This is a genomic window from Citricoccus sp. K5 (assembly GCF_902506195.1).
Lineage (GTDB): Bacteria > Actinomycetota > Actinomycetes > Actinomycetales > Micrococcaceae > Citricoccus.
In genome coordinates this window covers 36,594-51,193 of sequence record NZ_LR732817.1, presented here as the reverse complement: position 1 = coordinate 51,193, position 14,600 = coordinate 36,594, and the positions used below count along the sequence as shown (strand labels likewise).

Here is a 14,600-nt window from a genome sequence, read left to right as displayed (position 1 = left end):
GGCCGTCAGACCCGCTGGATCAGGGTGGCAGTGCCGAGACCGCCGCCGCAGCACATGGTGACCAGGCCGATCTCCACGTCGCGCCGCTCCATCTCGGCCAGCAGTGTGGCGAACATCCGGGATCCGGTGGCGCCCACGGGGTGGCCCAGGGCGATGGCGCCGCCGTTCACGTTGACCCGGTCCATGTCCGGCTTCAGTTCCTGTTCCCAGGCCAGGACCACGGAACTGAATGCCTCGTTGATCTCGATCAGGTCGATGTCCCCGATCGTCATCCCGTTGCGTTCCAGCAGCTTCTGCGTGGCCGGAATGGGCCCGGTCAGCATGATGATCGGGTCTACCCCGACCGTCGTCTGGTCCAGGATGCGGGCACGCTTGGTCAGGCCGTGGCGTTCGACGGCGGCGTCCGAGGCCATGACCACGCCGGCGGCGCCGTCGCAGATGGGCGAGGAGGAGCCGGCGGTGATCCGGCCATCCGGACGGAAGACGGTCTTCAGGCCGGAGAGGGACTCCAGGGACGTGCTGGGGCGGATCGTCTGGTCGCTGGCATGACGTTCACCGTGGGTCTCCCACGGGATCGTCTCGCGCTCGAAACGGCCGGCGTCCACGGCCTCGGCGGCCCTGGCATGGGAGCGGACAGCGAACTCGTCCATCTGTTCGCGGGTGATTCCCCAGCGGTCGGCGATGAGTTCGGCACTTTCGCCCTGAGGGACGAAGTCGTAGAGGGCTCGCAGTTCCTCCGGCCAGGGATCCCCGTAGAGCTTGGAGATCTCCGCGGGGGAGTTCATCGGCACATGTCCCATGTGCTCCACGCCGCCGGCGATGACCACGTCATGGGTTCCGGAGGACACCAGCCCGGCGGCCATCTCCACGGCAGTCTGGGCCGATCCGCAGCGGCGGTCCAGCACGGTGGCGGGGACCTCCGGCGGGTAACCGGCCTGCAGCCAGGCGTTGCGGGCGATGTTGCGGGACTGCTCGCCGAACGGTGCCGTACAGCCGATCACGAGGTCCTCGATCTCCGTAGGGGCCAGGCCGGTGGATTTCAGCAGTTCCGTGTAGACCCGACCGAGGAGCTCGTTGGGGTGGACATCCCGGAACCAACCCTTCTCGGGGTGGGATCTGCCCATCGGGGTGCGCAGGGCCTCGACGATCCAGGCGTCGCGGCCGTTCTCGATGAACGGATTGGTGAAGGAACGCTGTGTGCGCGCGGTGTTGCTCATGGTTCAGACCACCGTTCCGCCGTCGACCGGCAAGACCTGGCCAGTGATGTAGCTGGCCGCATCGGATGCGAAGAACACGAAGCTGGGGGCGATCTCCTCCGGGGTGGCCCAACGCCCCATGGCGATCCGGGCCAGCTGCTTCGCGGACAGTTTCTCATTGGTCCGCACGGTCTCCGTCATGGCCGTGGCGGCCAGCGGGGCGAGCGCGTTGACCGTGATCTGACGGCGGGCCAGTTCCTTGGCCAGGGACTTGGTGAGTCCGATGATGCCGGCTTTGGCGGAGCCGTAGTTCACCTGGCCGATCGTGCCGGTCAATCCGGCCGCGGAGGTGACGTTGAGGATGCGGCCCGTGCCGTCGTCGGGCAGGAATTCCTGGGCCGCGTGACTGACGGTGAAGGAACCCACCAGGTGGACGCCGATCACGAACTCGAACTGCTCGGCGGTCATCTTCGGGAACATCGCCGGGGCGATGGCGCCCGCGTTGTTGACGAGGATGTTCAGGGTTCCCCCGTTGAGCTCCGCGGCCTGGCGCGCCGCGGCGGCGGCCTGTTCGGCGTTGCGCACGTCCAGGGCGGCATGGGCGGCGGTCCCACCACCGGCGACGATGGACTCGGCCACCACGCGGGCGGCCTCCTCCTGCAGGTCGGTGACGAGCACCGCGGCACCGGCGGCAGCCAGCGCACGGGCCACAGCTTCACCGATGCCGGCACCGGCCCCGGTCACCAGGGCCGAACGGCCCTGGAGGGAGAAGACGGCAGGGTAGCTTCGTTGTTCCACGGTCATCTCAGTAGCTCCTCGGCAGGCCCAAGACGTGCGAGCCCAGGTAGTTCAGGATCATCTCCTGGCTGATGGGGGCGATCCGGGTCAGCCGGGCCTCGCGGAAGTAGCGGGCCACGGGGTACTCCTCGGAGTAGCCCATGCCGCCGTGCGTCTGCAGGGCCCGGTCGGCCGCGTCGAAGCCGGCGTCGGCGCATAGGTACTTGGCCATGTTGGCCTCCTTGCCGCACTGCTTGCCGTGATCGTAGAGCCACGTGGCCTTGCGCAGCATCAGCTCGGCGGCCTCGAGGCGGGCCAGTGAATCGGCCAGAGGGAACTGGATGCCCTGGTTCTTGCCGATCGGGCGCTTGAAGACCACCCGGTCGTTGCCGTACTGGGTGGCGGCCTTCAGGGCGGCATAGCCGATGCCCAGCGCCTCGGCGGCCACCAGCATGCGTTCGGGGTTGAGGCCGTCCAGGAGGTAGGTGAAGCCCTTGCCCTCTTCGCCGATGCGGTCTTCCTCAGGAATCCGCAGGTCGTCGATGAACAGCTCGTTGGAGGTCACCGCATTGCGGCCCATCTTCTTGATGGGCTGGACGTCGATGTGGGCCCGGTCCAAGTCGGTGAAGAACAGCGTCATGCCGTCCGTCTTCTTCTGCACGTCCTCGGCCTTGGTGGTCCGGGTCAGCAGCAGGATCTTCTCGGATTCCACGGCCTTGGAGATCCACACCTTGCGGCCGTTGACCACGTAGTCGGAACCGTCCTTGCGGGCGAAGGTGGTGATCTGGGTGGTGTCCAGGCCGGCGCCAGGCTCCGTCACGCCGAAGCACACGTGCAGGTCACCGGCGGCGATGCGGGGCAGGTTCTCCTGCTTCATCCTCTCGGTGCCGTGGACGACCACGGGATGCATGCCGAAGATGGACAGGTGCATGGAGCTGGCGCCGTTCATGCCGGCACCGGAGGCCGCCACCTCCTGCAGCAGCAGGGAGGCCTCGGTGATGCCCATGCCGTGGCCGCCGAACTCCTCGGGAATGGTCAGTCCCAGCCAGCCGCCTTCGGCGAAGGCCTCGTAGAACTCGGTGGGGAACTCCTTGTTGAGGTCCTTGTCCATCCAATACTGGTGGTCGAAACGCGCGGCGAGCTCTGCCACGGCGTCCTTGATGGTCTGCTGGTCTTCCGTCAGTTCGAAGTCCATGCGGAGGCCTCCTGTGGTGAAGGGGCGCCCTGTGAGGGGCTGGACGCGGTCGCTGCGTCCAATGCCTGGAACCATACCAAAGGTCTGACCGTTTAGTCACGAAGACCCTACTGGTAATCTCGGCGGTGAGGGAAATTCTTGAACCATTGCTTTCCGATGGGTGGCGTGGCCGCCGAGGAACAGGTTCGCCCGAGGAACCCGCACGCCGCATACCCGCGCAACCCAGGAGGCAACCATGGCCACATCGAACGGCACCACGTCGATCCCGGGCGCGCCCGCTGCGTCCCTGTCGCCATTGCAGGTGCCCAAGGCGTCCGACGTCCTGGCGGACGACCTGAGGGAGCGGATCCTCCGTGGCGACTTCCCCGAGGGCACGTCCCTGCCACCCGAGCGCGAGTTGGTCGCCCAGACCGCCATGAGTCGCACCACCGTCCGGGAGGCCCTGCGCATCCTGGAGGTCCAGGGCCTCGTGACCATCCGCACCGGCCGCTCCGGGGGTGCCTTCGTGCGCCGCCCGGACAGCGACTCGGTGGCCAGCTCCGTGGAACTGCTCATCCGCGGCCGGCAGATCCGGCTGGACGATCTGCTGGAGACCCGCGAGGCCATCGAGCCGCAGTGCGCCGGCCTCGCCGCCCTGTACCGGACCGACGAGGACCTCCAGCGACTGGACGAGCTCAACAACCAGATCGAGCAGGCCGAGGGCGCCTCGCTCGCCGAATTCCTCCAGATCAACGTTGACTGGCACATGGCCGTCGCCGAAGCCAGCCACAATGAACTGCTTTCGGGAATGATGCGCGCGTTGTCCCGCGCGATCTACGAGGCGACGGACAACCAGGGGTTCGTGGACGACGCGGTGCGGGCCACCACGGTCCGCGCCCACCGGTCTGTCACTCGCGGGATCCGCGAACAGGACCGGGACGCCGCCGTGCGTCGCATGACCCGTCACGTCCATTCCTACGCCGAGGCCCTCCTCGAGGTGGACGAGCGCACGGGGATCAACGTCGGCCTATAGGCGCCCTCCGCCGAAGGGACACGTCCACCCCAACGCCATGCTCGAAGCCCGAGGGCGGCACCTGATGTCCGGTGCCGCCCTCGGGCTTCGTTGCGGATCCCGCCGCAGGATGGACCCTAGCCAGCGCTGCTGAGGTCCGGGACGCCCAGGACCTTGCGAGCGATCTCGGCACGCAGCACGTTCTTCTGGATCTTGCCCGTGGGCGTCGTGGGCACCTCGTCCACCACCTCCAGGCGCTCGGGGACTTTCTGGATCGCCAGTCCGTGGCCCAGGAGGTAGTCCCGAATCTCGTCCAGCGTCAGTGGAGCATGGCCGGAGGCGGGGACCAGGTAACAGCAGGCCCGCTCGCCCATGGTCTCGTCCGGCATCGCGACGACGGCCACCTTGCCCACCGCTTCATGCGCCGCCAGCAAATCCTCGACCTGCCGGACGGAGATGTTGTACCCGCCGCGGATGATGATGTCCTTCAACCGACCGGTCACGCGCAGGAATCCCTGCTCGTCCAGGATCCCGAGGTCACCGGACTTGGAGTAGCCCTCGGCCGTGAACGATTCGGCCGTCTTCTCCGGTTCACCGACGTATTCCAGCAGGACCATGGCGCCACGGAAGGCGATCTCGCCCTCCTGGCCGGCGGGGAGGATCTCGTCCCCCGGGCCGAGGATTACGATCTCCTGGCCGCGGAAGGCACGCCCGTCCGAGGTGAGGGACCGCTCCGGCTCGTCATCCAGCGTGCACATCGTCATCGAGGTGTTCTCGGTGCGGCCATAGAGGCTCAGGACGGATAGGTTCGGCAGGGCCTGCCGGGCCTTCTCCACCAGCGAGGCAGGGATCGGCGCACCAGCAAGGGTCCACACCCTCATGGTGGAGGCGTCATGGCGTGCCGGGTCATAGGCTTCCACCAGCGTCTGCAGGAAGGTGGAGGCGTTCACTGTGACGGAGCAGCGGTGTTCCCGGATCTGCTCGAGGGCCAACTCCGGGTTCCACCGCTCCATGACGTGAGTCGCGGCCCCGTTGAGCAGGGGCAGGATGATGCTCGTCACCAGTCCGGTGGTGTGGGTGAGCGGGCTCGGGCCGAACTGCACATCGTCCTCGGTGTAGCGGTAGTTCTCCGACTGGATCCGGGCCGAGGTGGCCAGGGTGTTGAAGGTGTGCAGGCACCCCTTGGCCTGGGACGTGGTGCCGGAGGTGAAGACCATGGCGAACGCGTCATCCGGGCCGGCACCCACCGGGAGTTCGCGCTGTGCCTCCTCCACGGCGATGCCCTCGATGAGGGACTCCACCGCCTGCGTCCCCGCAGGACCTTCACCCCGGACCGTGATGACGTGCTCGAGGCTCGGGGCAGACTCCATGAAGCTGAGCCACATGCCGGCATGATCGAACCCGCGATACTCGGTGGCCGTGAAGACGGCCTTGACGTTGGCCGTCGCAATCATGTGCCTGACTTCATCGGTCCGATAGATCGGCTGGGCCGGAACGATGATGGCCCCTACGCGGTTGACGGCCATGGACAGCGCGGCAAACTCCGCCCAACTGGGCATCTGGATGGCCACCGAATCACCACGCCCCACACCCAGCCGAGACAAGCCTGCCGCGATCCGCACGGCGTCATCGTGAACCTGACGGTAGGTGAAGCCCGTGGCGTCGTCGGTGATGAAGACCTTGTCACCGCGCTGCGCCACCTGATGTTCGAGCACCTCGAACATCGTGGGTTTGCCCCAGAAGCCCTCGGCATAGAAACCGTCGATCTGCTCCTGGGTGTAGCGGTCACGCACTGTCGCGAATGCCATCAGGTCCCCTTTCGGGCCATTCTCTTGCCCTGCTTCGGCCATGCCCGCAGTCACGTCTGTGACTGGGCTCACTGGCATACTAGTTCGGTCAGACCATTGACACAATAAGCCCATTGCTGCCCACCGTGACGAGCATCATCGGCCCGCCCACCGGGGCTCCCGCTTGTCCTTCAATGCAGCCACCCCCTCGCGGATATCCTCCGTGGCGAAGGCCAGCGCCAGCTGCGACTGCAGGTAGTCCAGCGCGGAATCGAGCGACATGTCCCGGGTCGCATCCAAGGCGTCCTTGCCCATCCGCATCAGCAGAGGCGAGCGCGAGGCCAGGCGATCCACGAGCCTGGAGAGCTCATCCTCGAAGTCCTCGCGCGGGACCACCCGATTGACGATGTCCAGCCGGTGGGCCTCAGCTGCGGAGATAAGCTCGCCCGTCATCATCAGCTCGTTGGCCCGGGCGCGGGGCACGCTGCGGTAGATCAGGGCAGAGATCATGAAGGGGAAGACCCCCACGTTGATCTCGGGGCAGCCGAATCGGATGCCGTCTACGGCCACGATGAAGTCGCAGGCCAGCGCCAGGCCGAAGGAGCCGGCCAGGACATCACCCTCGGCCGCACAGACCACGGGCTTGCCGAGCCCACCGAGCAATCTGTACAGGCGGGGGAACCGGTCCAAGCCGGCATACTTCTCCACCACCGGGCGCTCGTCGGTGAAGGCCTTGAGATTGCCACCGGAGGAGAAGACCTTCGGGTCGGCGGACCGCAACACGACCACGCGGATGGCCCCGTCGTCACGGGCCGCCTCCAGCGCCGCCAGCAGTTGGTCCAGGGTCTCATCCCCCAGGGCATTGCGAGTAGAGGGGTCGTCGAGGGTGATGGTGGCGACGGCGTCGCGCACGTCATAGCGGATGGTGGTATCCACGAGCGTTTCTCCTGTTGTCAGTGATCAGTGGTCAGCCATGGTCCAGCACAATCTTGCCGAACCCGGCTCCCGACTCGAGATGGCGGTGGGCCTCGGCAGCCTGGTCCAGCGGGTAGGTGCGGTCGATGATGGGCGGGCGGACCGTCCTCTCGTCCACGAGCCGCAGCAGATCCGCGAAGTCCCGAGGGCTGCCCATGGTGGTGCCCAGCAGGTCGTGCTGCCCGAAGTAGAAGGGCCGCACCTCCAAGGGCGTCGTCTCCTGCGCATTGGCCCCCAGCACCACGCACCGGCCGCCAGCCCGCAGGGCACCCAGGGACTCCCCCACGCGGCCGACGGGGTCCAGAACCAGGTCGAAGCCCTCGCCCCCCGGCGTCAGCTTCCGAGCCTGCTCCACCCAGTCGGTGGCGGAATGGTCGACGCCGGCCCTCGCCCCCAGCTCGCGGGCCCGGCCGATCTTGGCCTCCGAGGCGGAGGTCACGGTGACCGTGGCTCCGACGGCCGCCGCGAGGGAGACGGCCATGGTGGCCACGCCCCCGCTGGCGCCGAGGACCAGGAGTGATTCACCGGCCGCCAGCCGCCCCCGTGTGAACAGCGCCCGGTAGGCCGTCACGCCGACCAGCCCGAAGGCAGCCGCCTCGTGGAGGCCCAGGCCGGCAGGGCGGGGGAAGAGGCATTCATCCGGCACGGACACGAACTCGGCATAGGTCCCGCTCCGGTGGTCTCCGAGGATCTCGAAGCCCGCAGCGGGGGCGGACTCCCGCGCGCCCCAGAACAGGGACGGCAGGATGACAACGTCCTCCCCGCTTTCCACCACGGTCCCGGCACCGTCCGCCCCCAGCACGGCCGGCAGCGGGGAGTGGTAGACACCGCGCCTCGCCAGGGTGTCATGCCAGTTCAGCGCACTGGCCCCCAGGCGCACGGTGGTCCATCCGTCACGCCGCCTCGGGTCGGGGGCGGTGCCCGGAATCAGGACCTCCGGTCCGCCATAGTCGCCCATCACAATCGCCTGCATCTTGCCCCTTTCGGTCAGACCATTCACACCTTACAAGACTGGCCGCCTTGAGCAAGGGGTGGCGGCCGACCTGCACCCCCTCCATCTCCCCGTGGTCATCCCGACCCGCAGGGTCGAGCAGACCGCCCGCAGCCTTCCCTTGCACTTAATGGACTGACCATTCTAAAGTGTCGCTGAAGACCAACCGCCCGCAGGGAGGACACTGTTGACCAGCCGCCCCGCTTCTGCGTTGCCCGCCCCTTCGGACCTGCCCCGTTTGCACCATGCCGAGCTGACCCTCGCGGACAGCGCCGCCGCCCATCAGGGTCTGGTGGGCCTGGTGTCCGCCGCCGGGGGCCTCTCGGACCGTCCGCAATGGCTGATCGGAACGAATGGCAGGCTGGTTGCCTGCACGGCCCGCGCACGCGAAATCTCCACCCCCCGATGGGAGTCGTTGACGGAGATGGACGGGGGGATCGACACGGATAGCTTGGCGGCCACGATGGTTCCCCCATCCCCCGCGCATGGTCTGGCTCGACGACACCTGGTGGTTCCCGTCGCCCGGCGTGGGATCATCCACGCATGGTGGGTGGTGGCCGAAATGCCCCGGCTCTTCGAGGAGGCAGACCGGATCCTGGCCGATCGCGTAGCCCATCATCTGGCCACCGAATACGACGCACAGCACCGCGTGGCCCGCGCCGCCTGGAATGCCCGGTCCCTGCTGGCCCGCCAACTGGTCCGGGGATCCGGAGCCGAGGACGACTTGGTGGCGAGCGGCGAATACCTCGGCGTCAACGTCGACAGCAAGCGGCTGGTCGTCTACCTCTCCGACCCCACAGAGAAAGGCCGCACGGAAACTGAAGGGCACGGCCTCGGCCGTCCGTCCCGGACCGGCCACATCGCCCACACCGGTGACGAGGCCCGCGCCGCGGCCCGGCTCGCCTCCGCGCTGGGCGTGGAGGTCCTGGGAACACAGGGCAACCAGGGCACCATCCTGCTCGTCGAGGTACCCGACGGCCGGGCGCCGGCGGACTTCGTCCACGAGGTCAAGTACGCGGTTGGGCGGTACCTGCAGCCGCGGAACGACGACGGAAGGCCGGGCGCCGCCGTCGGGGTCTCCTCGGTGACCGATCGCATGGGCCTGCGCCGCGCGTACCGGGAGGCCCGGGAGGTCGCCCGATGCGTAGACCGGTTCTCCCCACGGGGACAGCGCATCCTGGCCGTGGATGACCTTGGTCCGGCCCGGCTCTTCGTGGCCAATGCGGACACCGAAGCCATCCGCGCCTATGTCTCCGAGGTGCTGGGTCCGTTGCTGGGCGGCGATGAGACCCAGCGGTCGTTGCTGGTGACCCTGCAGTCCTACTTCGGCCACGACCGCAGCATCCGGGCCTCGGCGCGTGCCCTCGCCGTCCACGAGAACACCGTCCGGCTCCGGCTCGGCCGGGTGCATGAGTTCACCGGCCTGGACGTGGCCGGCAACGCCAACGACCAGCTGTCCGTCCAGACGGCGCTGCTGGTCCTCCAACTCACCGGCGCCCTGCCGGAGAAGAACGCCCCAGCGAACGAGACCGACCACAGGAGGATCGCATGAGCAGACGCGCATTGGTGACAGGTGCCGGACGTTCCGGCGGCATCGGCGAGGCGATTGTCGCCCGGCTTGAATCCGACGGCTTCGAGGTGGTGACGTTGGACCGTGAACCCGGGTGCACCTGGCAGGTAGACCTGTCCCGGGACGAGTTACCGGATTTCGGCCCCATCGACGTCTACGTGGGCAACGCGGCGATCACCACGCTGTTCGGCGCGGCGCACTCCTTCGACCTGGACAAATGGCGTTTGGATCTGGAGGTGAACCTCACCGGGACCTTCCGGGTCCTGCAGCAGTGCCTGGCCGGGATGCGTGAACGCGGCTACGGCCGCATCGTTCTGACCTCGTCCACCTCGGCCGTGCAGGGCATGCCTGCGCAGGTCTCCTATTCCACGTCCAAGGCCGGGCTCATCGGCATGGCCCGCACGGTTGCTGCGGAAAACTCCGGCCGCGGCATCACCGCGAACCTGGTGTTGCCCGGGATGACCGCCAGCAGTGGGATCCTCTCCATGCCGCAGGAGATCCAGGACGCCTGGCTGCGGACCCTGCCGGAGGGGTTCGTGGAACCCGCGGACATCGCCAACGGCGTCGCGTTCTTCGCGTCAGAGGCCTCCGGCATGGTCACCGGCCAGCTGCTGACCATCGACGGCGGTGACTTCCTGAACCACCGCACCGTCACCTCCAGCATGGTGTCCCACGTCGAGTCCACTGCCGGGCCCGGTTCCGCACGGCCTGCCTCCGGCGACACCGCATGAGGGCCCTGCAGGTACCCGCGACCACCGGCCCGGAAGCCGCTGTGCTCGCCGAGGTGCCGGATCCGGACGGAGCACACCCCTGGGCCGGCGGCGAACGCCTCCTGGTCGAGGTCCATTCGGCCGCCGTCGCCTTTCCGGATGTGCTCCAGTCCCGCGGCGCCTACCAACATGCGGCACCGGTGCCGTACGTGGCCGGTGGTGAGTTCGCAGGCATCGTCTTGGAGGCCCCGGCGGGCTCACGGTTTGCGGTAGGCGATCGAGTGGCCGGGCTGACGGTCTTCGGCTCCGCGGCCGACCAGGTGACGGCCATCCCCGGATATACGGTGCGGATCCCGTCCACCATGTCCTTCAACGAGGGGGCCGCGTTCTTCCTGAACTACCTCACCGCTTGGTTCACGCTGCACCGGGCGGGGTTCACGGACGGGGAGTCCGTGCTGGTGCACGGAGCGGCCGGCGGGGTGGGCAGTGCCGCCCTCGATCTGCTCAAGGTCCGCTCGGATCACCTGTTGGCGGTGGTCTCCTCGGATTCGAAGGCACACGTGGCCACCCGCTGCGGGGCGACCGAGGTGCTGCGTTCCGGGGACGACTGGCCCGGCCGGGCCCGTGCGGCCACCGGAGGTCACGGTGTGGACATCGTCATCGACCCGGTGGGCGGGGACCGGTTCACCGATTCCCTGCGGTCCCTCGACGTGGGCGGTCGCCTGATGGTGGTCGGTTTCGCCGGCGGAGGCATCCCGGAGGTGAAGGTCAACCGGCTGCTGTTGCGGGATCTCAGCGTCATGGGCGTGGCCGTCAATCCCTGGCTGGAACGGCACCCGGGGTTCGGCGAGCGCATGCTCAACGAACTGGAGGCCATGGCCGCGTCCGGTACGGTATCCCCGCTGGTCGGTCATGTCCTGCCGTGGGACCGCGCCCCGGAGGCGATGGGCATCATCGACCGCCGCGAGGCCCACGGAAAAGTTGTCATCGAAGTACGGCCGGAGCACACGGCATCACCTGAAGGAGAACACCCATGAGCGGATACCAGTCAGCATTCCGGAGCGACCTGTTCGCCGGCCAGACCGTGGTGGTCACGGGCGGCGGCAGCGGCATCGGCCGGTGCACGGCCCATGAACTATCCTCCCTCGGCGCCCACGTGGTTCTGGTGGGGCGCACCCAGGAGAAGCTCGATGACGTTCAAGCCGAGATCCTCGAGGACGGCGGCTCTGCCTCCACCTACTCCGGGGACATCCGAGACGAGGCCCGCGTCATCGAGATCGTCGAGGCGGTCCTGGCAGACCGCGGCCACATCCACGGCCTGGTCAACAACGCCGGAGGCCAGTACCGGGGTGCCCTGAAGACCATCAAGACCAAGGGGCTCGAGGCCGTGCTGCGGTCGAACGTGGTCGGCGGGTTCATCATGATGCGCGAGGTGTACAACCGCACCATGGAGGAACACGGCGGGGGCATCGTCAACATCGTTGCGGACATGTGGATGGGCTGGCCCATGTACGGTCATTCCGGTGCCGCCCGCTCCGCCATGTGGAACCTCACCCAGACGGCCGCAGCCGAATGGGGCGAGTCCGGGGTCCGGGTCAACGCCGTGGCACCGGGTTCTATCGCCTCCTCCGGGCTGGACACCTATGATCCCGAGGACGACGGCTATATGCAGCGTGAACTGCGCGGGGAGATCCCCCTGCAGCGCTGGGGCACCGAGGCGGAGGTCTCCTCGGCCATCACCTATCTGCTCTCCCCGGCCTCGGGTTTCACCTCTGGCTCGGTGATCCGCGTCGACGGAGCAGCCCCCAACGGTTCACGGGCCTGGGTCACGCCCGAGCCGGCACGCAACATCGCCCCATTCCAGCCGTTCCACCGTTCCGTCGCCCCGAAGATTCTCGGTACGGACTAGCCCCGGGTGCCGGGGGACGGCGCGGAAGAGCGGAAGTCGAACATGCTGCTGGCGATGCGCCGCTTCTGCAGTTCGTCGGCGCCCTCGGTGATCCGGTACCGCCGGTGGTGGCGGTAGATGTGTTCGAAGGGCAGGTGCCGCGTGTAACCGATGCCACCGTGGATCTGGATCGCCCGGTCCGCGGCGTTGCAGGCCAGCTGATTGGACCGCAGGTTCACCATGGACACCAGCGGGCTGGCACTGGTCTTGCCGCCCTCGTCCATGAGGGCGGCCGTCCGGTAGAGCAGGCTGCGGACCATCTCCGCCTCGGTGTTGAGGTCCACCAGCTGCCACTGGATGCCCTGGTGTTCGTGGAGCTGCTTGCGGAACACGGTGCGTTCCTGGGCGTAGGCCACGGAGGCATCGATGCAGAACTGGGCCGCACCCAGAGAGGACGCCGCCTGGCGGGTGCGGTTCTCGTGGACGAACAGCTGGGCCAGATCCAGGCCCCGGCCCTCTTCGCCGAGGATCGCCGAGTTCGGCACCCGAACGGAGTTCAGGTGAACCTCCGGGTGGTCGCTGGGCATGTTGAAGGTCCACCAGTTGAAGGGGATCTCGAACCCTTCCGATGCCGTGGGGACGAGGAATGCGGTGATCCCCTGGGCTTTCCCGTCCTCTCCCGAGGTCCGGGCGAAGACCACGTCCACCTCCGCGGCGTGCGACAGGCTGTTGAAACGCTTGGCCCCCTGGATGATCCAGTCGTCGCCGTCCCTCCGGGCCGTGGTCTCCAGGAACGTGGCGTCGCTGCCGTGGCCCGGTTCGGTGAGTCCGAAGGCAATCTCGATCTCCCCGTTGACATAGCGGTGCAGGTACGTCTCCTTCTGCTCGGGAGTTCCGTACTCGTGCAGTACCAGAGCCAGGGGAAGGTTGCCCACCACCGAGGCCTCGTCATTGTGGGGAAAGTGCAGGCCCGGTCCACGCGCCAGCAGGTGCTCCCGGATGCGAGCCATGTCCGCGTTCGAACCGTCCTGCCCACCGAGAGCCGCCGGGAGTCCGTAACGGTAGAACCCCGCCGCGTCGGCCCGGCGGCGCATCTCCCCCAGCAGTTCCGTCCATTCCCGGGCCGGGACCCCGTCGCGGTCCCAGTCGGTCCGTGCGTGTTCCCGGCGGTGATCGAAGAACTGCGGGTGTTCCTGCTCCAACGGGGCAATCTCGGCGTCGATGAAGGCATCCAGACGGTCCAGCAGGTCCTGCAGGGGTGCGGGTGTTGACCAATCCATGGGGTCCTCTCGTGGGGATGGTGCCGGTATACCCGTGGGGCAGGGGGCCCGGCGTGCCCGTCCGGTGTGACGGGGATGATCTGCTGCGACCCTAGGGCCCGCGGTCGGCTTCAGGCTCCTGCCGCGATCCTCCCGGGTGTGGACTTCTCCAGTGGCGGGAGGCGACGCCGGCCGGTCGCCTCCCGCTCAGCGCCTCCAGACCGTAGGCCACCACGTCCGGCAGGCTGTCAGCTGCCGCCAGCAGGTGCTCGGGCGGTTCCGCGTCCTTCCGGCTCCGCTTGACGATGACTCCCAGGGTGGAGGCGACCTTGTAATACGAGTAGGCGAGGAACCATGGCAGGTCGTCCGGCCGAGCGGGCCCGCCGGATTCCAGGTACGCCGAGACCAGTTCTTCGCGGGACGGCATCCCGGCGCCGGCGTCCTGGTCCACCGCCGACCGCGTCCGCGCGTAGCGGTGGGCGGGGGCCGTGTGCATCAGCAGCCACGCCAGATCGAGTCGTGGATCGCCCACCGACCAGATCTCCCAGTCGATTACGGCGTTCAGCACGGAACCCTCGAAGAGCATGTTGGCCTGCCGGTAGTCCCCGTGGACCAGCACCGGAGCCGCATCAGTCGGGACGGCTGCGGCCAGCCTGCGGTACAGCTCCGCGTGGCCGGGGACGATCTCATCGGGCACCGTCTGCAGCAACCTCTCCCAGCGGTCCAGTTCCGTTCGCAGGTCGAGAACCGGCTCCCCCGATCCGGCGAGGACGGGATCCAGGCCTTGGAGACCGGCAAGGGATGCCGCCGCCACCAGGGCCCGCTCCCGGACCACCGAGGCCGCGGGAGGGTTCTCCGCCACGTCCAGCAACGGCTCATAGGACTGTCCGGGGGCGAGGTCCATGACGAACAGGGGCGGGTCGCCGTCGTCGTCCACCAGGATGCGCGGGACCGGCAGCGCGCCGGTAGCCCCGATCGCGGCCATCAGCCGGGATTGCCGCAGCACGTCCCGGTTGCGCACGGGGTCCAACCCCGGCGGAGCGATCTTGATGACCACGGGGTACCCGTCTGCACCTCCGGCGCGGATCTCGGCCGCGTAGGTCAGGCTCGAGACCCCACCCGGCAGCCGCCGCATCCCGGCCACCTCCGGGGATGGCCCAACACCGGCCCACGGGGCAGCATTCCGCGCAGCGGCGGCCACCCGTTCAACCACGGCGGATTCTGCGAGCACCTGAGCACGTCCAGTCACCCTGCCACTGTC

General features: G+C 68.1%; 13 protein-coding genes. 5 read left to right on the top strand and 8 right to left on the bottom strand.

Features of this window, described 5'->3' with window-relative positions:
- Window positions 1–5: 5 nt before the first annotated feature.
- From BOSE125_RS00220 to BOSE125_RS00210, 3 genes are read right to left on the bottom strand one after another with little or no spacing between them, the layout of a single operon-like run.
- Window positions 6–1,217 carry a thiolase family protein gene (locus tag BOSE125_RS00220; protein WP_159548427.1) on the bottom strand — a complete coding sequence of 404 codons (1,212 nt, stop codon included), beginning with the start codon at window positions 1,215–1,217 and terminating at the stop codon, window positions 6–8.
- 3 nt (window positions 1,218–1,220) lie between these two features.
- Entirely contained in the window at window positions 1,221–2,000 is a 780-nt protein-coding gene (locus BOSE125_RS00215) for an SDR family NAD(P)-dependent oxidoreductase (protein WP_159548424.1), read from the bottom strand.
- A 1-nt stretch (window position 2,001) separates the two neighbouring features.
- Entirely contained in the window at window positions 2,002–3,168 is a 1,167-nt protein-coding gene (locus BOSE125_RS00210; protein WP_159548421.1) for an acyl-CoA dehydrogenase family protein, read from the bottom strand.
- A 235-nt stretch (window positions 3,169–3,403) separates the two neighbouring features.
- On the opposite strand from BOSE125_RS00210, the gene BOSE125_RS00205 reads away from it, so the two are divergent.
- Entirely contained in the window at window positions 3,404–4,180 is a 777-nt protein-coding gene (locus BOSE125_RS00205; protein ID WP_159548418.1) for a FadR/GntR family transcriptional regulator, read from the top strand.
- Window positions 4,181–4,296: 116 nt separating this feature from the next.
- Here BOSE125_RS00205 and BOSE125_RS00200 read toward each other — a convergent pair whose 3' ends face one another.
- From BOSE125_RS00200 to BOSE125_RS00190, 3 genes are all read right to left on the bottom strand, one after another.
- Window positions 4,297–5,967: an AMP-binding protein gene (locus BOSE125_RS00200; RefSeq protein WP_159548415.1), complete on the bottom strand. Its 1,671-nt coding sequence runs from the start codon at window positions 5,965–5,967 to the stop codon at window positions 4,297–4,299.
- Window positions 5,968–6,102: 135 nt separating this feature from the next.
- Complete coding sequence (locus BOSE125_RS00195; RefSeq protein ID WP_159548412.1) at window positions 6,103–6,882, bottom strand: enoyl-CoA hydratase/isomerase family protein; 780 nt, start codon at window positions 6,880–6,882, stop codon at window positions 6,103–6,105.
- Window positions 6,883–6,913: 31 nt separating this feature from the next.
- Window positions 6,914–7,894: a zinc-binding dehydrogenase gene (locus tag BOSE125_RS00190; RefSeq protein ID WP_159548410.1), complete on the bottom strand. Its 981-nt coding sequence runs from the start codon at window positions 7,892–7,894 to the stop codon at window positions 6,914–6,916.
- Between the two features lie 205 nt (window positions 7,895–8,099).
- On the opposite strand from BOSE125_RS00190, the gene BOSE125_RS00185 reads away from it, so the two are divergent.
- Genes BOSE125_RS00185 through BOSE125_RS00170 form a run of 4 tightly spaced genes read left to right on the top strand, consistent with a single transcriptional unit; the run spans window position 8,100 to window position 12,101 of the window.
- Window positions 8,100–9,464 (top strand): CdaR family transcriptional regulator, encoded by a 1,365-nt coding sequence (locus BOSE125_RS00185; RefSeq protein ID WP_159548407.1) that lies wholly within the window; start codon window positions 8,100–8,102, stop codon window positions 9,462–9,464.
- On the top strand, window positions 9,461–10,213 hold the full coding sequence (locus tag BOSE125_RS00180) for an SDR family NAD(P)-dependent oxidoreductase (protein ID WP_159548404.1): 753 nt from the start codon (window positions 9,461–9,463) through the stop codon (window positions 10,211–10,213). Before BOSE125_RS00185 ends, BOSE125_RS00180 begins: the two co-directional genes overlap by 4 nt.
- Entirely contained in the window at window positions 10,210–11,229 is a 1,020-nt protein-coding gene (locus tag BOSE125_RS00175) for an NADPH:quinone oxidoreductase family protein (RefSeq protein ID WP_159548401.1), read from the top strand. Before BOSE125_RS00180 ends, BOSE125_RS00175 begins: the two co-directional genes overlap by 4 nt.
- Window positions 11,226–12,101, top strand: a complete 876-nt coding sequence (locus BOSE125_RS00170) for an SDR family oxidoreductase (protein ID WP_159548398.1) — start codon at window positions 11,226–11,228, stop codon at window positions 12,099–12,101. Before BOSE125_RS00175 ends, BOSE125_RS00170 begins: the two co-directional genes overlap by 4 nt.
- Here the strand turns inward: BOSE125_RS00170 and BOSE125_RS00165 are convergent.
- Window positions 12,098–13,360, bottom strand: coding sequence for an acyl-CoA dehydrogenase family protein (locus BOSE125_RS00165; protein ID WP_159548395.1), 1,263 nt, complete (start codon window positions 13,358–13,360; stop codon window positions 12,098–12,100). The two genes, BOSE125_RS00170 and BOSE125_RS00165, sit on opposite strands and share 4 nt — an antisense overlap.
- Window positions 13,361–13,451: 91 nt before the next feature.
- Window positions 13,452–14,570: a phosphotransferase family protein gene (locus BOSE125_RS00160; protein WP_159548392.1), complete on the bottom strand. Its 1,119-nt coding sequence runs from the start codon at window positions 14,568–14,570 to the stop codon at window positions 13,452–13,454.
- Window positions 14,571–14,600 lie beyond the last annotated feature (30 nt).